The 21137-nt window shown below is 65.0% G+C and carries 24 protein-coding genes and 2 pseudogenes; 12 read left to right on the top strand and 14 right to left on the bottom strand.

The window, feature by feature from the left end:
* Window positions 1-268: 268 nt before the first annotated feature.
* Window positions 269-730, top strand: a complete 462-nt coding sequence (locus G9E11_RS20870; protein WP_190606276.1) for a hypothetical protein — start codon at window positions 269-271, stop codon at window positions 728-730.
* Window positions 731-820: 90 nt separating this feature from the next.
* Here G9E11_RS20870 and G9E11_RS12695 read toward each other — a convergent pair whose 3' ends face one another.
* A complete protein-coding gene (locus G9E11_RS12695) occupies window positions 821-1288 on the bottom strand; it encodes a hypothetical protein (protein WP_190606274.1) in 468 nt (155 codons plus the stop codon).
* Between the two features lie 342 nt (window positions 1289-1630).
* Here G9E11_RS12695 and G9E11_RS12690 point away from each other — a divergent pair, with 342 nt between their 5' ends.
* Both G9E11_RS12690 and G9E11_RS12685 read left to right on the top strand, forming a co-directional pair.
* Window positions 1631-2950, top strand: a complete 1320-nt coding sequence (locus G9E11_RS12690; protein WP_190606272.1) for a class I SAM-dependent methyltransferase — start codon at window positions 1631-1633, stop codon at window positions 2948-2950.
* 96 nt (window positions 2951-3046) lie between these two features.
* Window positions 3047-3748 carry a type 1 glutamine amidotransferase domain-containing protein gene (locus G9E11_RS12685; RefSeq protein WP_190606270.1) on the top strand — a complete coding sequence of 234 codons (702 nt, stop codon included), beginning with the start codon at window positions 3047-3049 and terminating at the stop codon, window positions 3746-3748.
* A gap of 105 nt (window positions 3749-3853) precedes the next feature.
* Here G9E11_RS12685 and G9E11_RS12680 read toward each other — a convergent pair whose 3' ends face one another.
* From G9E11_RS12680 to G9E11_RS12670, 3 genes are all read right to left on the bottom strand, one after another.
* Window positions 3854-4120, bottom strand: coding sequence for a hypothetical protein (locus G9E11_RS12680; RefSeq protein WP_190606269.1), 267 nt, complete (start codon window positions 4118-4120; stop codon window positions 3854-3856).
* 124 nt (window positions 4121-4244) lie between these two features.
* Complete coding sequence (locus G9E11_RS12675; protein WP_190606267.1) at window positions 4245-5648, bottom strand: GntP family permease; 1404 nt, start codon at window positions 5646-5648, stop codon at window positions 4245-4247.
* Between the two features lie 69 nt (window positions 5649-5717).
* Complete coding sequence (locus tag G9E11_RS12670) at window positions 5718-6278, bottom strand: gluconokinase (RefSeq protein ID WP_190606265.1); 561 nt, start codon at window positions 6276-6278, stop codon at window positions 5718-5720.
* Between the two features lie 190 nt (window positions 6279-6468).
* Here G9E11_RS12670 and G9E11_RS12665 point away from each other — a divergent pair, with 190 nt between their 5' ends.
* A complete protein-coding gene (locus tag G9E11_RS12665; protein WP_190606263.1) occupies window positions 6469-7203 on the top strand; it encodes a FadR/GntR family transcriptional regulator in 735 nt (244 codons plus the stop codon).
* A 149-nt stretch (window positions 7204-7352) separates the two neighbouring features.
* Here the strand turns inward: G9E11_RS12665 and G9E11_RS12660 are convergent, their stop codons facing one another.
* On the bottom strand, window positions 7353-7520 hold the full coding sequence (locus tag G9E11_RS12660) for a hypothetical protein (RefSeq protein WP_190606262.1): 168 nt from the start codon (window positions 7518-7520) through the stop codon (window positions 7353-7355).
* 120 nt (window positions 7521-7640) lie between these two features.
* Between G9E11_RS12660 and G9E11_RS12655 the strand changes: the two genes are divergently transcribed.
* Complete coding sequence (locus G9E11_RS12655; RefSeq protein WP_246468923.1) at window positions 7641-9470, top strand: AfsR/SARP family transcriptional regulator; 1830 nt, start codon at window positions 7641-7643, stop codon at window positions 9468-9470.
* Window positions 9471-10131: 661 nt separating this feature from the next.
* Here the strand turns inward: G9E11_RS12655 and G9E11_RS21125 are convergent.
* The 6 genes and pseudogenes from G9E11_RS21125 to G9E11_RS12620 form a co-directional block, all read right to left on the bottom strand.
* Window positions 10132-10881, bottom strand: a pseudogene (locus G9E11_RS21125) (plasmid pRiA4b ORF-3 family protein).
* A gap of 126 nt (window positions 10882-11007) precedes the next feature.
* Window positions 11008-11211: a cold-shock protein gene (locus tag G9E11_RS12640; RefSeq protein ID WP_190606256.1), complete on the bottom strand. Its 204-nt coding sequence runs from the start codon at window positions 11209-11211 to the stop codon at window positions 11008-11010.
* 229 nt (window positions 11212-11440) lie between these two features.
* A complete protein-coding gene (locus G9E11_RS12635) occupies window positions 11441-11788 on the bottom strand; it encodes a PRC-barrel domain-containing protein (RefSeq protein ID WP_190606254.1) in 348 nt (115 codons plus the stop codon).
* Window positions 11775-12215, bottom strand: a complete 441-nt coding sequence (locus G9E11_RS12630) for a hypothetical protein (protein WP_190606252.1) — start codon at window positions 12213-12215, stop codon at window positions 11775-11777. Before G9E11_RS12630 ends, G9E11_RS12635 begins: the two co-directional genes overlap by 14 nt.
* Complete coding sequence (locus tag G9E11_RS12625; protein WP_190606250.1) at window positions 12212-13438, bottom strand: Nramp family divalent metal transporter; 1227 nt, start codon at window positions 13436-13438, stop codon at window positions 12212-12214. The genes G9E11_RS12630 and G9E11_RS12625 overlap by 4 nt, the downstream gene beginning before the upstream one ends.
* The gene (locus tag G9E11_RS12620; RefSeq protein ID WP_190606248.1) at window positions 13435-13902 is read right to left on the bottom strand and encodes a hypothetical protein; all 468 of its coding nucleotides are present in this window, start codon (window positions 13900-13902) and stop codon (window positions 13435-13437) included. The genes G9E11_RS12625 and G9E11_RS12620 overlap by 4 nt, the downstream gene beginning before the upstream one ends.
* A gap of 267 nt (window positions 13903-14169) precedes the next feature.
* Here G9E11_RS12620 and G9E11_RS12615 point away from each other — a divergent pair, with 267 nt between their 5' ends.
* Window positions 14170-14556: a TfoX/Sxy family protein gene (locus tag G9E11_RS12615; RefSeq protein WP_190606247.1), complete on the top strand. Its 387-nt coding sequence runs from the start codon at window positions 14170-14172 to the stop codon at window positions 14554-14556.
* 70 nt (window positions 14557-14626) lie between these two features.
* On the opposite strand, the gene G9E11_RS12610 is transcribed toward G9E11_RS12615, so the two are convergent.
* A complete protein-coding gene (locus tag G9E11_RS12610) occupies window positions 14627-15337 on the bottom strand; it encodes a TetR/AcrR family transcriptional regulator C-terminal domain-containing protein (RefSeq protein ID WP_190606245.1) in 711 nt (236 codons plus the stop codon).
* 176 nt (window positions 15338-15513) lie between these two features.
* Between G9E11_RS12610 and G9E11_RS12605 the strand changes: the two genes are divergently transcribed.
* From G9E11_RS12605 to G9E11_RS12585, 5 genes and pseudogenes are all read left to right on the top strand, one after another.
* A complete protein-coding gene (locus G9E11_RS12605; protein ID WP_190606243.1) occupies window positions 15514-15789 on the top strand; it encodes a hypothetical protein in 276 nt (91 codons plus the stop codon).
* 219 nt (window positions 15790-16008) lie between these two features.
* Window positions 16009-16260, top strand: a complete 252-nt coding sequence (locus tag G9E11_RS12600) for a hypothetical protein (protein WP_190606240.1) — start codon at window positions 16009-16011, stop codon at window positions 16258-16260.
* Between the two features lie 348 nt (window positions 16261-16608).
* A complete protein-coding gene (locus tag G9E11_RS12595; protein WP_190606238.1) occupies window positions 16609-16767 on the top strand; it encodes a hypothetical protein in 159 nt (52 codons plus the stop codon).
* A 138-nt stretch (window positions 16768-16905) separates the two neighbouring features.
* Window positions 16906-17805, top strand: coding sequence for a diacylglycerol/lipid kinase family protein (locus tag G9E11_RS12590; RefSeq protein ID WP_190606236.1), 900 nt, complete (start codon window positions 16906-16908; stop codon window positions 17803-17805).
* A gap of 27 nt (window positions 17806-17832) precedes the next feature.
* Window positions 17833-18600, top strand: a pseudogene (locus tag G9E11_RS12585) (alpha/beta fold hydrolase); the annotation flags it as partial.
* A gap of 201 nt (window positions 18601-18801) precedes the next feature.
* Here the strand turns inward: G9E11_RS12585 and G9E11_RS12580 are convergent.
* Window positions 18802-19077, bottom strand: coding sequence for a VOC family protein (locus G9E11_RS12580; protein WP_311764378.1), 276 nt, complete (start codon window positions 19075-19077; stop codon window positions 18802-18804).
* Window positions 19078-19270: 193 nt separating this feature from the next.
* Entirely contained in the window at window positions 19271-20344 is a 1074-nt protein-coding gene (locus tag G9E11_RS12575; protein WP_190606234.1) for an NAD(P)/FAD-dependent oxidoreductase, read from the bottom strand.
* A 92-nt stretch (window positions 20345-20436) separates the two neighbouring features.
* On the opposite strand from G9E11_RS12575, the gene G9E11_RS12570 reads away from it, so the two are divergent.
* Window positions 20437-21021 carry a helix-turn-helix domain-containing protein gene (locus G9E11_RS12570; RefSeq protein ID WP_190606232.1) on the top strand — a complete coding sequence of 195 codons (585 nt, stop codon included), beginning with the start codon at window positions 20437-20439 and terminating at the stop codon, window positions 21019-21021.
* Window positions 21022-21137: the final 116 nt, after the last annotated feature.

Here is a 21137-nt window from a genome sequence, read left to right as displayed (position 1 = left end):
TGCTTGAGAAGAAGGGTCTAATATCCTGCACCTAGGCATTAATCAAAGAAGATAATGCCGAGAGCTGACCCTTACTTTGAGTTTGGGAAAATGAGTGGGAACTAGACATGCGGCGCTTTTCCCGTGGCAACTCATGTGCGGCTTCCCAATGGAAGAACCGCTCCGACCTGATATTCAATGCTGAGTTTCACGCCCCTAGCTTCCAGCGCGCAATTGGTCCGTATTTGGCGTGCGCGCTTTCGCAAACAGATTAGGAATAGAAATTGCCATGAAAAAGCTTATAGTTTTTGCTGCCGTTTTGCTTGGCTTAGTTATGGGCAGTGGGCCTGTTACCGCGGCCCCGCCTGCGCCGGCGGACGTCACCTTTATCAACAGGGACTGCGGTTTCCGAGTGGAGGCCACGGTTACGGGCGGGTCGGGTGTAAACGAACTCCCCGGCGGGGCCGCGATCATCACTGCACCTAATCAGCGGGTGACCCTCACAAACGTCAGAACTGGAGAAAGCGTGACCTATGTGATTACGGGAGCAACCCACATTGACACAAGCGACCCGGGGCTGTTGACCGTGACGTCTACCGGAAGAAACGTCCTCATCGTCCCTGAGGGTGATCGAGAAGGACTGTTTCTCACCCAAGGGACAGTAACCTTCGTATTGGACGATAAGGGACGTCAGGTCAGCGCATTTGAAGGACCTGGGCAAGTTACTGACATTTGCGCTCTTCTTGCGTAATTCATAGAACCGAAGTGCTCCTTGAGCGAAAACGGGTGGCTGACATTCGTGCCAGCCACCCGCCGTCGTGCGTTCTTGAAAAAAGGAACCTCAGCGCGACGGGACCTCATCCACGAACGCCACCGGCGCTACGGCTTGCTGGTAGAGCTTGAGGGCGTCGGCCACGGCGAGGTTGCCGAAGCTCAAGGACAGTTGCAGACCTTCCAGCTGGGCATTGGCACTCTCGGCGGCACTGACCTTCTCGCCCAGCGCGCGGGAGTTCGCGAAGTTCGTGGCCAACGCGGCGGCGACGGAGAAAATCACGGCTGCCAAACAGAGGAACCGCCACACTACCGAGTCTTCCTCCAGCCGGAAGATTCCCTGAATTGCCTCGGTGAACCCGGTGCCTCCAACGGCCGGGCCGGCGGTAAGCATGGCGGCCAGGGCGCTGCCCACGATGCTGATGTTCGAAAGCCTGTTCCGGCGCGGCCGCTCTCGCCCCAAGTAGGCGCGGATGGCCTGCTGCTTCTGGTCAATGCGATCGGACAGCCGTTGACGTGTATCCGCGGATTCGTCCATGGTCTGCTACAGCCTTTCTCCCCCCGGTCGACGTTTGGTTCAGGATCCCACCGCCCTGAAATCCGGTCCAGAGTCGGGAGCTTCGGGGCGAGCCCCGGCGGCGCCCAACGGAATGATCCGCCAGTTCGCCGGAACGCATCGGCGACGCCGGAAGCTTCCGTCATCCGGGCAGGTCTCCCTCGAATTCGTGGAGTGGTGCGGGGCCAAAGCACCGCCTCGACCGCGTCGGACTAGGGAGACAACTCTGTCTCCCTGTCGGGCGCAGGCAGGCTTGTGTAGCTTAATCCCACGGGACTGCAATGGCGCAGCCTGAGCTGGGGCACGGGATGAGAGGCGACGACTATGGCAAAGACGACCGGAGCGGCACCAAAGCTGGCCAGGGCATTGGCCATCGTCCTTGGCACCGGGGAGTTCGGGACGGGAAAAGCGGGCGCCGACCAGATACCCGTCCGGCTGCGGGCCTGGGATGGCTCGGAAGCCGGTCCCCCTGACGCCCCTCTGATCGAGTTCACCTCCCGCCGGGCGCTGCGGCGGATCCTCTGGTCGCCCGGGCAGCTGGGCCTGAGCCGGGCGTACGTCGCCGGTGAAATCACCGCCCACGGCGATATCTTCGAGGCCTTCGCCGCCCTGAGTTCCGCCGGCAAGTTCGCCGAACCGGGCCCGTTCAGCCCGCCGACGCCCCGGGAAGTCTGGACACTGCTCAAAACCGGTATCCGGCTCGGCGCACTGGGCCGCAACCCCGCTCCCCCGCCGGAGGAAGCGAAGGTGGAAAAGCACGGCCGCAGGCACTCGAAGACACGGGACGCCGCCGCGATCTCACACCACTACGACGTCGGCAACGACTTCTACCGGCTGGTCCTGGGCCCGTCGATGGTGTACTCCTGCGCAGTCTGGTCCGATGAAAGCAGAAGCCTGGAAGAAGCCCAGGAGGAGAAGCTCGACCTGGTCTGCCGCAAGCTGGGCCTGCAGCCGGGCCAGCGCCTTCTGGACGTCGGTTGCGGCTGGGGCAGCTTCGCCCTGCACGCCGCCGAGCGGTACGGCGTCACCGTTGTGGGCATCACCATCTCCACCGAACAGGCCGAGCTGGTCCGCAAGCGGGTGGCCGAGGCCGGACTGACGGACCGAGTGGATATCCGTGTCCAGGACTACCGCGACATCGACGACGGCCCGTTCGACGCGATCAGTTCCATCGGCATGTCAGAGCACGTGGGCCGCGAGCAACTGGATCGCTACGTCTCCCAGCTCCACGGCCTGCTCCGTCCGGGCGGTCGCATGCTTAATCACGCCATCTCCTGGAATGCGGGACCCACCGAGGACGATCCCGATTCCTTCATCCCCCGCTACGTCTTCCCCGACGGCCAGATGCTCAGCCTCTCCGAGGTCATGACGGCGCTGGAGGGCGGCGGCTTCGAGGTGCTCGACGTCGAGGCCCTCCGCCGGCACTACGCCCTGACGCTGCGCGCATGGGTCAAGAACCTGGAGGAGAACTGGGACGAGGCCGTGCGGCTAACAACTGACGGCCGCGCCCGCATCTGGCGGCTGTACATGGCGGCGAGTGCACTCGGCTTCGAAGGCGGCCTGACCGGCGTGAACCAGGTGCTGGTGCAGAAGCCGGGCGGCCAGGAGCCGCCGCTTCGGCTGAGGGAATGGCTTGCCGGCTAAGCCTCTCGAAGCCAAGAAGCCCGGTCACGCGAGATCTCGAAAAGCTCGATCAGCGGCTGCGTCGAAACCAAGAAACCCACATAAGGAGCAAGGACAATGGCTAACATTCTGATGGTCGTCTCGGCGGCCGATTCGCTGACCATGAAGGATGGCAGCCAGCACCCCACGGGATTCTGGGCCGAGGAACTGGTGGTGGCGCACCGGACCCTGCAGCAGGCCGGGCACAACGTGGACTTCGCCACGCCCGGCGGCGTCAAGCCCACCGTCGACAAGCTCAGCCTGCAGGCGGACATGGTGGGCAGCGAGGAGCGGGCGGAGGACTTCCGCACCTACCTGGAGATGATCGACGTCGACCTCTTCGCACCGCTGGTGCTGGCCGACGTCGACATGTCCGGGTATGACGCCGTGGTCCTGCCGGGCGGCCACGGCCCCATGGCGGACCTCTTCCAGGACAGGGATCTCGGCCGCATCCTCGTGGAGGCCGACGGCGTCGGCAAGATCATCGCCCCCTTCTGCCACGGCCCGGCGGGCCTACTCAGCGCCACGGCCGACGACGGCGCGTTCGTTTTCGCGGGCCGCAAGCTGACGGTGTTTGCCAACTCCGAGGAACTGGGCGGCGGTACCGGGGAGAACACGCCGTGGCTGGTGGAGACGGCGCTGCGGGAGAAGGGCGCCAACGTGGAAACCGGACCGGACTGGGCAAGCCACGTGGTGCGTGAGGGCAACCTCATCAGCGGCCAGAACCCGCAGTCCAGTGAGGACGTGGCCAAGGAGGTTATCAAGGCCCTCGTCGAGTAGGTCAGACAGCAACGCGGGGTCCGATATCGCCCGATCGCGGCAACGGATTGGGCGATATCTGACCCCGCGTTGGATTAGAACGGTTGGATTAAAAGGCCGGCGCCCTCAGTCGCTCATGCCGGGCTGGACGCGCACGAAGTCGACCTTGTTTCCGGGGTTGGTCCGGCTCTTCTGGTAGCGCGAGAAACCCTTCGCGTCCAGATTGTTTTGTTCGCGGAACTCGGCCAGGGCTTCGTCGTAGGCCTGGTTGAGCCGCTGGCCGGAGACATTCTCCACCGAGCCATCGGAAAAGGTGATGGAGACCAGGACGCTGGCCGGGAAATGCCTGTTCATCCGGATGAAGCCTTCGGAATCCTGCTGCAGATTGATCAATGTGTTCCGCTTTCTTGTCGAGAAGTACCAGTCTGCCGCACTTTGCCCAGCAACAGACAAAAGTACGACGGCGGGAGGCCGGCAGATCTGCCGGCCTCCCGCCGTCGTACTTAAGACAGTGGCGCTAACCGGCCAGCCCGGCCACGGCAAAGATGGCTGCGGAGATGCCGAAGCCCATCACGCCGATCAGGGTTTCCATGACGGTCCAGGTCTTCAGCGTGGTCTTGACGTCCATGCCGAAGAAGCGTCCCACCATCCAGAAGCCGGCGTCGTTCACGTGCGAGGCAACGACGGATCCGGCGGCACAGGCGATGACCAGGGCGGCCACCTGCATGCCGTTCATTCCGCCGGCGGCAACACCGGGGGCAATAAGGCCGGCGGTGGTGGTGAGGGCCACGGTGGCGGAACCCTGGGCGATGCGCAGGATCGACGAGATCAGGAATCCGGCCAGGATGAGCGGGATGCCCATGTTGCCCAGGACGTCGGCCAGCGCGTCCCCGATGCCGGAGGTGCGCAGCACGCCGCCGAACATCCCGCCGGCGCCGGTGATCAGGATGACCGAGCAGACCGGGCCCAGGGAGGTTTCGAGCAGGTTCTCGATGACCCCGTTGTGGATTCCGCGGCGGGCGCCGAGGACGAACATCGCCACGAAGACCGTGATGAGCAGAGCCACCGGGGTCTCGCCCAAGGTGCGCAGGATCTGGAACCACTGTTCGTTCTTGGCGGACGCAGGCAGCACGCCGGAGGAGGCCAGGGTATTCAGGCCGGTGTTGATGAAGATGAAGAGCAGGGGCAGGAGCAGCAGGCCCATGATGGTGCGGAAGCGCGGCGGGTGGGATTCGGCTTCGGGGGTGGCGTGGCCGAGGAGTTCCGGGACCGGGAGGTGCAGCTTCTTTCCGGTCCACAGGCCGTACAGGTAGGCGGTGAGGTACCAGGTGGGGATGGCGGTGATGAGGCCGGCGATGGTCACCAGGCCGATGTTCGCTTCAAAGAAGGCCGACGCCGAGACCGGGCCCGGGTGCGGCGGCAGGTAGATGTGCATGACGGAGAACGCGCCGGCGGCGGGGAGGCCGTAGCGCAGCACTCCCCCGCCCAGGCGGTGGGCCACGGCGAAGACCACGGGGAGCATGACCACGAGGCCGGCGTCGAAGAAGATGGGGAACCCGAAGATCAGGGAGGCCAGGCCCAGCGCGAACGGTGCGCGCTTCTCACCGAAGATGCCGATCATGTAGTCGGCCAGCACCTTCGCGCCTCCGCTGGTTTCCACGATGCGGCCGAGCATGGCGCCCAGGCCGACGAGCAGGGCCACGGTTCCGAGGGTCGTCCCGAAGCCGTTGATGAGCACCGGAACCACCTGGTTGGCGGGGATTCCGGTGGCGAAGGCCGTGGCGAGGCTGACCAGGATCAGTGCCAGCAGCGCGTGCATGCGCAGCCTGATGATCAGGAACAGCAGGACGCCGATCGCAACGGCCGCGATGAGCAGCAGCGGTCCTGCGCCCAGCGTTTGTGTCCATCCTTCGATGGTCATGGTTCTCCTTTGAAGCAGATTTCTTGGGGGGGTGGGTGCCGCGCCTACGGGCGGCATCCCGTGGTGCAGTTAGTTGGCGCCGTGCGCCTGGTTGGAGGGGCGCTCCTTCGCGGGGAGCTGCAGCGCGGCCAGGATGGCGGCGATGAGTTCCTCGGGCGAGCGGGTGATGTCGAGGCGGAGGCTTCCGGTCTCAAGCTCTTCGGCGGTCAGCGGTTCCAGGGTGGCCAGTTGGCTGGGCAGGAGCGTGGGCGGCATGAAGTGGCCTTCGCGTCCCTGCATCCGCTGGCTGATCAGCGCAGCGTCGCCGTGCAGGTGGATGAAGAGCACGCGGCCTTCGGCTTCGGCCAGCAGCTTGCGGTAGCTCTGCTTGAGCGCGGAGCAGGTGAGCACGGTGCTGTGGCCGGAGCGCGCCTGCCCGGTCATCCAGCTCTGGATCTGCTGCAGCCAGGGCCAGCGGTCCTCGTCCTGCAGGGGAATGCCCTGGCTCATCTTGTCGATGTTGGGCTGCGGGTGGAACTCGTCCGCCTCCGCGCTTGCCCAGCCGAGGTGCTTGGACAGGGCTGCGGCGATCGTGGACTTGCCTGAACCGGCAACGCCCATCACCACCAGATGCGTGGCTGGATACTGCATGTTTACCTCCGAAGAAGACGTCTTTGGCTTGTGGAAGAAGCTCAATCTGCAGCCCGGTTCGAACTGCGCTGGAGATAAGGTATCACCAATTGAGCTGAAAGATACTATCTTTGAGTGTCACAAGTCATACCTTTGCCGCCTACTTCCGGTACTCTGGAGGAGCGCCTCAGCGCAGAGGAAAGGCAGGATCATGTCGACGGCGACAGAAGACCGCGCGGATAACGCGTACGACGGCGGGTCGTCACCCGCCATGCACGAACGCGTCCTTGACGCTGTGGGCGTGGCTATCGCCTCCGGCGCACTGGCGCCGGGAAGCCGCCTGACCCTTGAAGGGCTCCAGCAGGAGTACGGCATATCGCGGACGCTGGCGCGGGACACCATGAAGGTTCTCGAGTCGATGAACCTGGTCTACTCACGCCGGCGGGTGGGGATCGTGGTGCAGACCCCGGACCTCTGGAATGTCTATGACCCCAAGCTGGTGCGGTGGCGCCTCGCATCCGATCGCCGGGCGCAACAGTACGCCAGCCTCACGGAGCTGCGCATCGCCGTTGAACCTATTGCCGCTGCCGGCGCCGCACGCCGGGCCAGCGCCGCGGAACGCAGCCAGCTCGTGGCACTGGCCGCGGACCTGCGCCGGTTGGGTGAGGCGGGAGAGCTCGAGGGGTTCCTGGCGGCCGACATCGCCTATCACCGGCTGCTGCTGAAGAGCTGCGGCAATGAGATGTTCTCGTCGCTCGAAGGCATGGTGGCCGAGGTCCTCACCAGCCGCACGCATCAGGGACTCATGCCGTTCAAGCCGCGGCCCGAGGCCCTCGACGCCCACGAAGAAGCGGCCGCGGCGGTCGCGGCCGGGGACGCGACGGCGGCAGAGAGCGCCGTGCACCACATCCTGGACGAAGTGCGCGAAGCGATGGGGCTGCATTAGGCGCTGGTTGAGCCTGGCCCCGCTGGTTGCGCCTGTCGAAACCAGATGGCATGTTCGCGGCCTACAACCCGGACCTCAAATGCTCTAAGTAGCCCGGGATAGCGGTAGGCCGGCAGTTCTGTCGGCCTCCCGCCGTCGTTCTCCCGGCCCTACCAGAGCCGGGCGCTTGAGTAGGGCACGCTGGGCAGGTCTCCCGCGTTCCACGACTCATGGGAACGAACACTCGGATGGTGTCCCCGGCCGTCGGTGAGGACGGAGCGGACGGTGGCGGTGACAGCCCAGAGTCCGGTGAGAAGCAGGATAACGAGCAGTGCCATGATGTTTGTGCCTCGAGTGGTTGTGTGCGGATGGGGTGATTTCAGTGTCCGCGGCCGCCGTGTGAGCAATCGTGTGAACGCCCGCTGACGCCGCGTATCGCCGGGACTAAAATGGCGCGTATGGCCGACAGCACCATTCGGCTCCTCGGTCCGCCGGCGATCGAGTCCACTGGCACCCCTCCCCCACAGCCCAGGGGCCGCAAGGCCTGGGCCGTGCTGGCCTACCTTGCGCTGCAGCCGGACGGCACCGGACGGTCGCGGCTGGCAACGCTGCTTTTTCCGGACGCAGCCGACCCCCTCGGCGCCCTGCGCTGGAACCTCTCCGAGTTGCGGCGGACGCTGACCGGTGTAATGCTCGACGGCGATCCGCTGCGGCTGGCGCTCCAGCCGCCGTGGCGCTGCGACGCCGTCGAACTCGTCGGGGCGGGTGCCATCCCCCGCCCCGACCCGCACAGCCTTAACGGCCAACTGCTGGAGGGGCTGTCCTTCGCCGATTGCCCAGTGTTCGATTCCTGGCTAGCGGACCAGCGCTACCGGCTTGAGAACTGTGCGCAGTCCCTGCTGTACGAGTCCTCGGTGTCCGCACTGGCTTCCGGTGATCCCCGCGAGGCAGCGGAGCTGGCTACCCGGGCGCTGCAGCGGGACCCGTTCCACACCGACTGCAACGCCGTGCTGGTCCTGGCGCTGGTGGCAATCGGTGAGCACCGGCATGCCCGCGAGCACGTAGCCAAGTGCGCCAACCTTTACCGCGACGAACTGGGAATGCCGCTGCCGCCGGAAATCCGCCGGGCATTGTCGGGTGCGGCCCCGGAGACCGACCCTGGGATTCCCGCCACAGTGGCCACGGTGCGGTCCTATCTCGACGCCGGCGGCGCCTCGCTCTCGGCCGGAGCCGTGGACCGGGGTCTGGATCAGCTGCGGCTCGCCGTCGTCCTGGCCCAGCGCACCCCTGACCGGCACCTCCTCGCCGAGTCGCTGGTGACGCTGGCCGGGGCGATGATCCACCAGGCGGGCGGCCGCGGGGCGGAGGTGGCGGATTTCCTGCACCGGGCGCTGTCGGCCGAGGCACCTACGGCGACGGCGCCGTTGGAAAAGTACGACGGCGCGTCCCCCACTACGGCGGCCGCTTACCGGGAGCTGGGGTACCTGTCCGTCCAGCGGGGCGTTCCGGACCGCGCGGCGGGCTGGCTGGAGCGGGCCGGTGCGGCCGCCGCGGGGTTCCCTGAGGAGCAGGCCCGGGTGCTGGCGATCCAGGGAATGCTGGCGTCGGACACCGCACGTTATGGCGACTCGGTGGAGGCGCTGACCGCGTCCGTCAGGCTGGCCAGGGAGGCACGGAACCGCCGGCAGTTGGCGTTCAGCAGCGCGCTCCTTGGCCGGGTGTGGCTGCTCCGCGGCGAGCTGGAACCGGCGGCGGAGGCCCTGGACCGCGCACTGGGGTGGATCCTCACCGAACACTGGACAGCCTTCGAGCCGTTTGTGGCCGGGGTTCGCGGCGAAACGTACCTGGCCGCGGGAGACCTCGAGGCCGCCGCCGAAATGATCGACCGGTCGTGGGTGATGGCGGACCTGGCCGGGGACCACTGCTACATGGCTCTCGCCGCGGGGGCAGAAGCGCGTCTGTTCCTCGCGCACGGCGACCTTGCCGCGGCACAGCACTGGGTGGACCGAGGGATGGAGCCCAAGCCTTGGTACCTCTGGTACTCGGCCCGGCTGCTGGACGTTGCGGCGGAGGTGGCCATCGCGGCAAGGTCCGAGCGGGCCGCCGAAGTGGTTGAGCGGCTCGGGGCGCTTGCCAGCCGGAGCGGGATGCGCGAATTCGTAGTCCGGGCGCAGTCCCACCGCGCCCTACTCGGTGACGAGGCGGCGGCCAAGGCCGTCCCCTGGTTGGCGAAGGAGATCGACAGCCCAGCGCTGACGGCGTTTCTGGCAGCCCGCGGCCAGCTCTGACAGCCGTCCCGCTGGTTGACCTGTCGAAACCACGGGCACCGCTGGTTGAGCTAACGCCCGCTGGTTGAGCCTGTCGAAACCGAGGGGATCAGCCCGCCTTGCTCAACCGGCGGCGACAAGCTCAATCGGCCGCGACCGGCTCAAATCACCGCCTATCCCCCGTTGAGCATCCCCTGCACCTGAAGCAGGAACTTTCGGCCGCCGTCCATCAGCACCGGACGGTCGAAAAGCGGTCCCCGGGAGCCGTCAGTTGCAGGCAGTCCAGGGTCCAGCGGCTGTGGAGGTACATGTCGTGGCCAAGGTCCAGCGGGATGGGAGCCCCGTTCCTTGTCCGGAACCCTTCAACGTTGAGGGCGTCGGCAACCACCCGTGCTCGCTCGTCCCAACGCGGCGTGGTGCCATCGAGCAACCAATGCACCAGAAGGCCGTTCACCGTGACTGCCGCTTGCTCCGGGAGGATTGCCGACGGCGTCGGCGAGATAATCCCATAGGGGACGGCCGCCGTCGTACATTTTGCGGCCGGCGGGCGTGAGCAGCAGCCGGCCCTTTGGACTTCCGGAGGAGTTTCCAGGCCTGCAGCTGCTCCCGGAGCCGCAGGACGGGCGGAGTCTGGACCTCGCGGTTAGCCTTGCCGGGCCATCTGTCACCGAGGCCGAGGGCTTCAAAGGTTTCCCTGACGAAGGCCGGTTTGAGGTAGCCGTCCTGGGTCAGCGGCAGTCCGTCGGCGGGAACCTGGGCCAGGAAACCAGTGGACGGAATGGACGACGGCGTCGATCTCGCCGTCCGTGGGCGGCTCAGGCCACAGCTGCAGGGCGAGCTCGTCCAGGCGGGCGTTGAGCGCGCTGGCGTCGAACACGGTCGGCGCAAACGTTGTGGCGTCCTCGCCGGTGGCGTACTTGTACCAGCCCGCAACATCCTCGTATTCCGGGTGCCCGGGATCGCCCAGGACTTCAACGATCCGCCGGTAGCCGGATGAACCGCCTGAATCTTCCACCGGGCCGCGGTTGGCGCCGTCTGTGCAGCGCACGGTCTTCTCGGGAAGCTCTGCGGGCCCCATCAACTCGACGGTGTGCGTCCAGGCATCACCGAAGTCGTATTCGTATTCGAAGTCGGAGGGTCCGGTCTTCTATGCATCCAGAAGTTCGAACAGCGCGACGCGCGACGCCGGCTCAGCATCGATGTCGTCGGCCGCTTCGTCCGGGCCAACGATGACGCGCCGTTCTCCGCGGAGGTCAGTACAGCGGATCCCGTAGAGGTGCCGGTTTTCCCACCCGAAGGCGGCCTGAAGGACACGGTGGAATTCCGGGACGGTGACGGTTTCCGGGAGCTGCAGCCGCCGCCAGATCTCGGGTTCGGTGCCCTCGACGCTGATGCGCAGGTCGAAGGCGGGGACGGCGTCGGTTGATTGCATGATGGCCATTGTTCCAGAGCCCGGAGGGCGGGGCACCAGCGTTCCAGCACAGCCGGGTTAACAAAAGCAGGGCCCGTCATAAGACGGACCCTGCTCGAAACCTAACGGTCCCGGTTCTCTAGAAAATTAGAGAGCCTGGATGTTGACGGCCTGGGGACCCTTGGGGCCCTGCTCGGTTTCGAAGGAAACCTTCTGGTTCTCTTCGAGGGAGCGGAAGCCGCCGGAGTTGATCGCGGAGTAGTGCGCGAAAACATCCTGCGAGGAGTCATCGGGGGAAATGAAGCCGAAGCCCTTTTCAGCGTTAAACCATTTGACGGTACCAGTAGCCATTATTTTTGTCCTTCGTGAAGGTGGAGGAACTGTCCCGACTTTCGGGTCCTCCGGTGTGGGGTGTTCAAAACCGCTACTTCAGAAGAACGCGGACTTTCGACCGCGCGTACTGCCTGAACTACACAATGCAAACACAACAACGAAATCAACTGTACAGGACAATTACCCGGCCAGGTGACAAAGTTGAGCCAACAACCTTTCAAGACCCAGCCAGGCCCGTCGGCGGAACCTACTCCTGCCCGCTCCCGTCCAGCGCCGGACTGTACGCCGTGTACCCGCGCCGCAGCCGGACCGACCGGTCGCCGAGCACCGCGATGTCCTCCCACATCACAAAAAAGGATCCGCGGTGCCGCCACCGCAGCAGCTGAGGCAGCGGCCACGGCTGCGTGAGACTGTTCCGCTCGTAGCCCATGAACGACGACCAGCTGTGCGGGCTGACCACCAGGCCCAGCAGCCGGGCGTCGGCCATCAGCCGGTGCGGGGCGCCGTCCACCACAAACCGGGCGTCGGCCACGCGCCCCAGCCGCACGCCGTCGTCGTCATGCACCGGAGTGCCCAGCAGGTCACCGAGGATCACGGCGGCCTCCCGGAATCCGGGCGATGATCTTGTCGCGGACCCAGCGCTCCACCCAGTCGGCGTCCAGGCCCTGGCCGCTGACGCCGAGCTGGACCACCACGCCGACGCTTGCCACGTCCGTCCACGGGATCCGGATCAGACGCGACGACGGCGGCCTGCCGCCGAAGATGCGCGTCCCCAGGACGGGACCGGTCAGCAGTGCGGTGAGAACCGGGGCCGGTGTTCCTGGAGGGATCACCGTCCCCATCGGAGTCTCAGGTTCGCCCTCGGGAGCGCCGAGTTCGAGGTCGTCCACGGTGGTGACGGGGACGCCGCCGCTGTCCAGGACCTGGCGGTCCAGCAGGTGCAGCTGGGCGTCCAGAGTCTGCCCGGCGACGGGAGGAACCGGGGCCAGGGGAACAGAGCCCAGCGGGCGGGGCGTTTTCATGCGCCGGCTCCTGTCACGATCATCAGGGGTATGGCCGCCAAAGAGGCCACGAGGATCACCACGAGGTAGACCATGGCCACCACGTTCACGCCCCGGCCGTTGACGTGTTGGCCCATGTACTGCGGATCGTTGGCGACGATCAGGATGGGCAGGTACGTCAGCGGCAGCGCCACGGCGGAGAACACCACGGAGTATTCGGTGACCAGCACGGGGTCCACGCCGGTGGCCAGCACCCCGAGGCCCACCAGCAGGCAGATGATCATGGCCAGATGGAACCGTGCCGCCTGCGCCGGTGCACGGAACTTGCCCCAGGACCAGCCGAAGAACTGCGCCAGTGTGTAACCGCTGGACAGCGTCGTCTCCAGGGCGGCGCCAAACGTCGCGGCCACAATGCCCAGAAGGACGACGGCGAGCCCCAGTTTCCCGGCGCCCTCCGCCACCGGGAGGATCACCTGGGAGAGGGACGTGACGGAGATTCCTGCCGGCAGGAGCACGACGGCGGCGCACCCGGCGATCGCGACGGACAGCAGCCCGCCCAGCGGGAACCCCACCAGGACGTTGATCCGCGACTGGATCAGGTCCTTGATCTTCCACCCTTCCTCCACAGCGCCGGAGGAAAAGAAGAACACCTCGTACGGTGTCATGGCGGCGCCGAACAGGGCGATGGCGAAGTACCAGTAGGTGGCGCCGGTTTCCTCGGCCGGGACGGCGGGGATGGCCTGGCTGGCCAGGTTGCCCCAGTCCGGCTTGAGCAGGAACAGTGCCACTGCGAACACGATAAGGGTCAGGCCCAGGAGCCCGGTGACGTTTTCCATGATGGAGAACTTGACCCGCCAGATCACCAGCCACACCGCCACCGCCGCCAGAGGAATCCAGAGCAGGTAATTGACGCTGCTGGCCAGCTGCAGGGCCAGGGCGATGCCGCCGATTTCCGCGGTCACCGTCATCAGGTTGATGAGGAAGGAGGCGGACAGGTTCGCCAGGCCGGCGCGCGGCCCCAGCCGTTCGCGGATCACCTCGAAGGTGGCCCGCCCGGAAGCGGCCGCCACCCGCCCGGACATGTTGGCGAACACGCAGATCCCCACGACGCCAACCACCACCACCCAGATGAGGGACAGTCCGAACCGGGATCCGACGACGGCGTTGGTCACCAGGTCGCCGATGTCCACAAAGCCGCCAATGGCGGTCAGAATGCCGAGTGCCACGCCGAGCAGGCGCTTCATTTCCCGCCCACTTTCGACTTGAGCTGAGACAGCGCGTCCTCTGCCGCGGCGAGCGCCTGCTCCCCGTCCGTAAGGGAGGGCCCGCCGTCGTCGGACGATACGGCGTTACGCGCGGTGGTGAGGCCGGCGGCCGAACTGTCCAGAACCTCCAGCGCATCCTCCCGCACCTGCCGGTCCTCGGGCGAGGCGGGTGAGAGACGCAGAACGGTGTCCCGGCTGGTCTGCACTTCCTTGAGGGCGTCCTCGAAGGCGGTGGAAGTGGCGGCGCGGGTGAGCTTGCCGTCTGCGTCCTGCCGGATGGCGAGCCGGGCGGTGGCGATGGCGGAGGCGCTGTCCTCGGCGGCCGTGGACACGGTGTCCGTGACAGTGCCTGAGCAGGAGGTGAGGACGGCAAGCGCCCCGAGGCAGGCAACGGCGAGGAGTGCCCGGCGGCCCGTCCGCGCTCCGGCTGGCCTGGTCAGCACCTTTCCTCCAGCCTCCGGGGCAGGCCCGGATCGTCCGAATCGCCGCACTGCAGACAGCCGCGCATTTAGTTGCCTTGAGCTAGGTATAGCACTGCGGGCCGGCAAACAGCAGAGTGGGGGGTGGTGAAGTTGGCGGGGCTCCCCGGCAGCTGGGCCGGCTCGTGACGGTGGCCGGGGCCGGCGGCCGGGCGTATGATCCGGGGCATGGGATGGCGCACGGACATCCCCACATATTCTGCACGAGCCCTGCTACCCGGAGGCGCACCGATGGAAATGCCCAAAGCGACCGAGGCTGACAAGGAGCACTTCCGGGCCGTGGTGCCTGACCATCCGGAGGTTGTCATCAAGCCGATGTTCGGCAACCTCGGGGCGTTCGTTAACGGCAACATGTTCGCCGGGCTGTTCGGGCCGACCATCGGCATCAAGCTCTCCGATGAGGACCGGGAGGCGCTCGAGTCCGGGGAACGCACTGTTCCCTTCGGTCCCCCCGAGCGCCCCATGGGCGGGTACACAGGTCTGCCGGAGATCTGGAACGAAGAGGGCGAGGGCGACGACGCGCGGGCCAGGGCCTGGACGGAAAAGGCGTTCGCGTATGTAGCCAGCCTGCCGCCGAAGGCCGCGAAGGAGCCCAAGCCGAAGGCCGCCAAGAAGTAGCCGCGTTCCCTCCGCCTGCTAAGGGCCCAGGCCCAGCACTGGAGATTCGTTGCGGCCTGACAGGGTTTTCTCAGCCCAGTGGCTGTTGGGGCGGCCCCGAGAGTTGTGTAGCAAGGCCCGAGAGCAGGATGCTCAGTCCTTGATCAAGCTCAACGTCACCGTCATACTCGGCGAGGACCGGGCCCAGTGCACGTAGGTGCGGAAATTCCTTTGCCGGCAGGCGGTGCAGACCGAGGCGGAGGACGGCTTCGTTCTCGTCCGGGTCCACGATGTATTCCTGGAGTTCGTTGAGGATGTGGCCGTAGAGGAATCCGTAGTAAGCGCGATAGACGTGCAGGGCGTCGGCTGGAGAAAAGCCTGCCGCTATCAGCAGGGCCAGTATTTGTTCGAGGGGGCGCAGGGTGCCCAGCGGACGCAAGCCCAGAGGAGTGGACAGAGGCCTGGTGACCAGCAGCGGCACGACGTTGGGGTGCCGCAGGGCCAGAAGCCGCAGATCGTGCCCGATCCGGCGAAGCTGGGCCTGCCAGTCGCGATCATCGACAAAGATGGCCAGCTCATTGAGCACCCTTTCAGTAACCCCGTCCAGCAGGGCAGCACGGTTGGCTGCGTAGCGGTAAAGGCTCATGGGGTCCCGCCCGAGTTCCTGGCCCAACCGGCGCATAGTGAGGGCCTCCAGCCCCTCGGCGTCCACCAGTTCCAACGCGGCAGAAAGGACGACTTCCCTGCTCAGGCGGGCCTTCCGAGGACCTGAACTGTTGGTGGTGCCATTTGGGGAGGTCATAGCTGAACGTCCTGTTGATCGGCGTCATCCCCTAATGCAAGGGATGACTAAGTTTGCTTATCAATGAGTCTACGGCTAAAGTCTACATCGTAGAGAAGTTGTCGACATGGTTTCAGTAGAGGGATCAGAGTTTGCATAGCCGTCCAGGCTGCTCACATCACCTTCAGGAGAACCACATGACTGCTCAAACCCACACCGGGAACTCCAGCACTGTCCGCAACGCCAATGACATCAAGATCTCCACCCGGACCCTTGAGTTCGCTGTCTACGCCGCGGCAGTTATCGCCACCATCATTACCGCTGCAGTTGTTGGGGACAATGCAAGCGAAAACGGTGTCGACGTTTTCAATGCCAATGACGCGATGCAGTACATCACCTGGCTCACCGTTGGTCTGATGATTGCCCGTGGCCTGGCCAAGGCCGGCAACCGCGCCCACAACAACCACGGCTAAAACGCACCTTCCCGGCACGCAGTCGGGAAATGATTGATCCTGGCGCAGCATCCTGACCGGTGCTGCGCCAGAGTCATCTGCTTCACCTATGTACTAGCCTGCCGGAGCATCACTGAGGTCATGGTTCCGGCAGTACGCTCAATGCCCCGTGCAAGGCATTTGAGTTTCAGCCGCTGTAGCCGAACGGCGGACACCCGCACCGTAGTGAAAAGAGCCATCATGGCACATTCACAGTTCGACCAGTTCCTCAGCGAAGCCACCTGTTGTGACCGGGAGTCCGATTCGGCTCTTGACGGGGATTCCTTTTACGGCCTGTACACCAGCTGGTGTTATCTGTCGGGTAACGCTCCGAAATCGGAGCACGCATTCTGGGCCGCTATGAAACAGCGTGTCAGTCCCGGCCAGTGCCTGACCATGAAGGGCCCCGCCGCCGCGGACTTTATCCTTTCCAGTTACCAGGCCGTGGTCTGAGCCTCCGGATATGACCACAACCTCGAACACTTACATCCCTCGTGGTGCTCATCAGCCGCGGGGGAAGCAACCCTGGTGCCCCGGGTGCGATACCGACATTCATTTGTTGGTGGAATCCCCGGCCGTCACTGACGGGCGGACCGGCATTCTGGCCATCGCCCTCCACTGCTCCAATTGCCGCCTGTCCAGGGTCTTTGACACCACCGCGGAATACATCGCCACCGTTCCTCCCCGTTCGGCGTCAGAGCATGAGGATCTCGCTGCCGGTGCGGGTTCCAGATGGAGCTGCCCCGCTAAACCACCACCGGCCCCAGCGCCCTTGCGACGGGATCAACTAAAGGATCAATCATGACGAACACCCTTCACACCAAACCCCTAACCACCGCCGTCACGGGGAAAAAGACTCCCATCTGCATCGAGACTTTTGACCTCACACCGGAAGGCCTCGCCGACGCCCCGGCCCACCAAGAGGACCTCGGAAGCATCGTCCATACCGGAAACAGCTAAACACCGGCCCAGCTCGCGAGTGGGGCCCCACTGCTGACCGGCCACCCCAGGACGTCCCCGAAACGCCGGACGATGCCTCCCCGGCCCCGGAACGGTACACCGAATAATCAGCAAAACACAGAACCCACGGAGCGCGTAATGAGCACTGCCCGGACCTTCGAATCAATCGTTGTTATCTTCAACCCCAACAGCACCGGTGATGCGCCCAAACTCGCCGAGGAGCTCAAAGCCAGCCTTGCGGACCTTCTTCCATACGCTGCCGACATCGCACTCCAACCCACAGCCCACGCCGGCCATGCCGTCGAACTTGCCCGTGAAGCCGCCGGCGGCGGCCGAAACGTGCTCATTGTCTCTGTCAGCGGGGACGGCGGATACAACGAGGTTGTGAACGGCGTGATGCAGGCTGGCAACCCGAACGCGGTTTGTGCCGTCATGGCAGCAGGCAACGCCAACGACCACCGCCGCACCACCCGCACCCAACCGCTCGAGGCAGCTATCGCCGGCGGCAAGGTGCGGCACATCGACCTCCTGAAAATGACAACAGGCGCGAACACCGACGCCCCCATGGAATACGCCCACTCCTACATCGGGTTCGGCCTGACACCGGTCATGGCCATCGACCTGGAAAAAGGCAGTAAAGGCGCCCTGAAGGAGATGTTCTCCGTGATGCGCACCTTCTCGAAATTCAAACCATTCGAGATCCGGCAAACCGACGGCAAGCGCCGCAAGTTTGACAGTCTCGTCCTGGCCAACATCGCCGAAATGGCAAAGTACGCCACCCTCAGCGAGGCGGACGACGCGGCATCGGACGGGAAGTTCGAAGTAGTGATCTTCCCCCACAGGTCAAAGCTCCGCGTGCTGCTGACCGCACTGCGGGCCACCACCCAGGGCCTGGGGGACCAACCCAGCGTGAGCAGCTACCGGTTCACAACCCTCAAACCCATCCCGTACCAAATCGACGGAGAAGTGCAATCTGTCGAAGCAAATACCGCGGTCACCATTGAATGTGCACCGGCCGCCCTCGCGACGCTAGGGTAACCGCACCACCCCTCCACTTGGCAGACCGTGAAAGGACATCCGGTGCAAGCCAACAACGATCAATCCCCGGGCGATGTACCGTCTCGGATACCCCAGGGGTGGACACGCCGACGGGGTGCCCCGAGTGTCGTCACCACGGGATCGCTGACCTCCCGCGTCCACTTCCTGGCGGGCCCCCAGGGTTCCTCCGGTCCTGTCTTCGTGTTGCTGCATGGCATCGGCATGTCGCACCGCTACTACCGCAAACTGCAGGCTCTCCTTGCTGTACACGGCGATACCCTTGCTATTGACCTGCCAGGTTTCGGTGGAACACCCACCCCGGACCGGCAACTCAGCGTCGCTGACTACGCGGTCCATACCGCCGCAGTTCTTGAGAAAATGGGGGCTGGCCGCGCAGTGGTGGTGGGCCACTCCATGGGTACGCAGTTCGCAACTGAGCTCGCTTTACAGCGGCCCGACCTGGTTTCCCACGTCGTACTTCTGGGTCCGGTAGTGGATCCCGAACGCCGTACCGTTCTCCAGCAGTCCCTCTCACTGGGGCTTGATGCTTTGGTGGAAAGTCCCGTAGGGAATGCCATCGTGTTCAGCGATTACGCGCGTTCCGGGATGCGCTGGTACCTCACCGAACTTCCCGTCATGATGACCTACGACCTTCAGGCCCGGCTTGCCCTGGTGAGCCAGCCCGTGCTGGTAATTCGTGGTTCACGGGACCCGGTGGCGCGCCGCACCTGGTGCCACAAACTCACCGCCACCGCGCCGAATGGACGCTTCCTGGAAATACCCGGGAAACCACACATCGTCCACTATGGAGCCGCTGCCAGCACCGCCGCCGGCATCCTCTCCCTGAGCAAGCTAACCGCCCAGGAGTTGTCCGGTGAGGACCGCGCAACCCACCAGTTCTTAGTCGCCCCGGACCGGATGTGCCAACCAAGACCGTCGCATTTGCACGACAGTGACGTGCTTCAATCTGACTCAGGACAGATGGGATCCTTCCCGTCACCACTGCACGAGACAGAAGGGATGCCCGGCCGGGTCCAAATAGACGCGGAACGCATCAGTACCCCGTTTGAGGGACGTGGCTCCAGTCTCAAGAACCTGCCGCTCTGCCTCGTCGAGGTCCTTCACGCGCACGTCGAGATGCACCTGCTGTGGAACCTCCTGCCCTGGCCACTGTGGCGGCCGGTAGTCCTCCACCCGTTGGAACGCCAGCGCAGGTCGATCCTCGGCGTCACCGATCGTTATCCAGCCGGAGTCATCCTGAACTCGGATCATTCCCAGTAATTGCTGGTAAAACGTAGCAAGCGAATCAGGATCCGCGCAGTCAAAGACAGTGGCATGCCAGGAACCAATCATGGCCCCAATTATGGTTCTGTTGCTTCGCCTGCGCCATGGTCAAGAGAGGCCGGTCCCGGTCGTCCCAGAACTCCTGTGTGTACTCAACCAGCATGATGCCCCCGTTCTGCCGTTATCCCTGCGTTTCAACCGGTGCGGGGGCACCAACGGCTGAGTCATCGAGCCCGTGCCGACGTGCGCCTAGGACGCGTTCGGACACTTTCGCCTCTGTTGAGGCCGAGAAGGGCCCACGCCATCCTTCAACGGCCCAGGCAGTCTCCTCCTCGATGAGGTGTGCGTTGATCATCATTCCCGCGGAGGTGCCTTCGGCCGCAGCCACGATGACCTGCGCCGCGATGTTGGAGACGTTGCCCGCGACGTAGACACCCGGGACAGCCGTCGTGCCCATGGGGCCGGGTTCGAGGAAGCTTGCCATCCCGGACGGGTGCTCCTGCGTCGTAAGTCCGAGGGACTCGAGCAAACCCGCTCGGGCCTCCATCTTCGGCCCCACGACGAGGGCCTGCAGGTCGAAGCTGGCGCCGCCGGTCACCGTCACGCCATTGAGGACGCCGTCCGCCGCGTCCACCGAGGTGACCGCCCCTTCGACCACCCGTACGGATCGTGCTGCGAGCTTGTCCCACTCTTCCTCCGTGGGTGCCACGGTGTCATTGAGGAAAAGCGTGATGTCTTCTGACCACTGCCGGAACAGGAGGGTCTGGTGGACGGAGAAGGGGTTTGTACCGAGGACGCCGATGCGCTGTCCGCGAATCTCATAGCCGTGGCAGTAAGGGCAGTGCACGACGCCGGTGCCCCACTGCTCGGTCAGGCCCGGAATTGTGGGCAGACCATCGACGAGACCGGTAGTCAAAAGCAACCGGCGCCCGACCACCTGGCGTCCGTCAGCCAGCAGCACCTCAAAGCCCTCGGCGGTTCGCCGGACAGTAGTGGCTTCGGCGCCGATGATCGTTGCACCGTAGGACTCCGCCTCCGAACGTCCAGAGGCGAGCAGAGCGAGGGGGCTCATTCCCTCCCGGGACAGGAAACCGTGAACGCCTTGGGCCGGAGCATTCCGCGGCGCCCCAGCGTCAATTACGACGACGGATCGAAGCGCGCGGCCGAGGGTGACGGCCGCACTCAGCCCCGCAGAGCCGCCTCCAACGATGACGACGTCATATCGCTCACGAGGGGCCCGAACTTTGACTGACATAGTGGTTCTCCTTCTGTTCTACGGGTACATCCACCATCGAGCAGCAAGTCAAGAAACTGCAACTGAATTTGCCGGTATGGCAAACTGGGCGTATGACCTCAGACCTGGATGCCGTCCTCGACGCCGTAGGACCCCGCCTGCGCGCCCTCAGGGGACAGCGCAACCTGACGCTCGGTGACGTGTCCGCAGCGTCAGGCATTTCCGTGAGCACACTATCCAGGCTCGAGTCGGGCCAGCGGCGCCCGAACCTCGAGATCCTGCTGCCTATCGCCCAGGTGTACGGGGTGCCGCTCGATGATCTCGTTGGAGCCCCACCGACCGGTGACCCGCGCATCCACCTCCGCCCCATCAAGCACCACGGGAAGACCGCCATTCCGCTAACCCGGCGCCCTGGGGGTGTGCAGGCGTTCAAGATGGTACTCGAGGGCACCGCGCGCCGCACCGAGCCGGATCTGCAGGTCCACGAGGGCTATGAGTGGCTGTACATCCTGAACGGTTCGCTGCGCCTAGTTCTGGGTGACAAGGATTTCGTACTGGGGCCAGGCGAGGCGGCCGAGTTCGACACCCACACGCCGCACTGGTTTGCCAGCGCCAACGGACGGTCGGTCGAATTCATCAGCCTGTTTGGTCAGCAGGGCGAGCGCATGCACGTCCGGGCCCGACCGAAAACGTCCTAACGCGCAGCCGGAACAGACTGCTCTCCTACTGCAGGCCATAGACTTCCACGAGGCCACAGGCCGCTGGCCCAGCCGCGCCGCGGTCAGCGCAGAAAACATCGGTAAATAACGTCCCG

The organism is Arthrobacter ipis (genome assembly GCF_014694315.1).
GTDB classification, from domain to species: Bacteria; Actinomycetota; Actinomycetes; order Actinomycetales; family Micrococcaceae; genus Arthrobacter; species Arthrobacter ipis.
Note: the sequence above shows the minus strand (reverse complement) of the source record. Positions and strands in the feature narration are given on the sequence as shown.

Coding starts and splice junctions, on each gene's coding strand:
- G9E11_RS20870 (WP_190606276.1), top strand. CDS start 269: ATGAAAAAGCTTATAGTTTTTGCTGCCGTTTTGCTTGGCTTAGTTATG.
- G9E11_RS12695 (WP_190606274.1), bottom strand. CDS start 1,288: ATGGACGAATCCGCGGATACACGTCAACGGCTGTCCGATCGCATTGAC.
- G9E11_RS12690 (WP_190606272.1), top strand. CDS start 1,631: ATGGCAAAGACGACCGGAGCGGCACCAAAGCTGGCCAGGGCATTGGCC.
- G9E11_RS12685 (WP_190606270.1), top strand. CDS start 3,047: ATGGCTAACATTCTGATGGTCGTCTCGGCGGCCGATTCGCTGACCATG.
- G9E11_RS12675 (WP_190606267.1), bottom strand. CDS start 5,648: ATGACCATCGAAGGATGGACACAAACGCTGGGCGCAGGACCGCTGCTG.
- G9E11_RS12670 (WP_190606265.1), bottom strand. CDS start 6,278: ATGCAGTATCCAGCCACGCATCTGGTGGTGATGGGCGTTGCCGGTTCA.
- G9E11_RS12665 (WP_190606263.1), top strand. CDS start 6,469: ATGTCGACGGCGACAGAAGACCGCGCGGATAACGCGTACGACGGCGGG.
- G9E11_RS12660 (WP_190606262.1), bottom strand. CDS start 7,520: ATGGCACTGCTCGTTATCCTGCTTCTCACCGGACTCTGGGCTGTCACC.
- G9E11_RS12655 (WP_246468923.1), top strand. CDS start 7,641: ATGGCCGACAGCACCATTCGGCTCCTCGGTCCGCCGGCGATCGAGTCC.
- G9E11_RS12640 (WP_190606256.1), bottom strand. CDS start 11,211: ATGGCTACTGGTACCGTCAAATGGTTTAACGCTGAAAAGGGCTTCGGC.
- G9E11_RS12630 (WP_190606252.1), bottom strand. CDS start 12,215: ATGAAAACGCCCCGCCCGCTGGGCTCTGTTCCCCTGGCCCCGGTTCCT.
- G9E11_RS12625 (WP_190606250.1), bottom strand. CDS start 13,438: ATGAAGCGCCTGCTCGGCGTGGCACTCGGCATTCTGACCGCCATTGGC.
- G9E11_RS12615 (WP_190606247.1), top strand. CDS start 14,170: ATGGAAATGCCCAAAGCGACCGAGGCTGACAAGGAGCACTTCCGGGCC.
- G9E11_RS12610 (WP_190606245.1), bottom strand. CDS start 15,337: ATGACCTCCCCAAATGGCACCACCAACAGTTCAGGTCCTCGGAAGGCC.
- G9E11_RS12605 (WP_190606243.1), top strand. CDS start 15,514: ATGACTGCTCAAACCCACACCGGGAACTCCAGCACTGTCCGCAACGCC.
- G9E11_RS12600 (WP_190606240.1), top strand. CDS start 16,009: ATGGCACATTCACAGTTCGACCAGTTCCTCAGCGAAGCCACCTGTTGT.
- G9E11_RS12595 (WP_190606238.1), top strand. CDS start 16,609: ATGACGAACACCCTTCACACCAAACCCCTAACCACCGCCGTCACGGGG.
- G9E11_RS12590 (WP_190606236.1), top strand. CDS start 16,906: ATGAGCACTGCCCGGACCTTCGAATCAATCGTTGTTATCTTCAACCCC.
- G9E11_RS12580 (WP_311764378.1), bottom strand. CDS start 19,077: ATGATCCGAGTTCAGGATGACTCCGGCTGGATAACGATCGGTGACGCC.
- G9E11_RS12575 (WP_190606234.1), bottom strand. CDS start 20,344: ATGTCAGTCAAAGTTCGGGCCCCTCGTGAGCGATATGACGTCGTCATC.
- G9E11_RS12570 (WP_190606232.1), top strand. CDS start 20,437: ATGACCTCAGACCTGGATGCCGTCCTCGACGCCGTAGGACCCCGCCTG.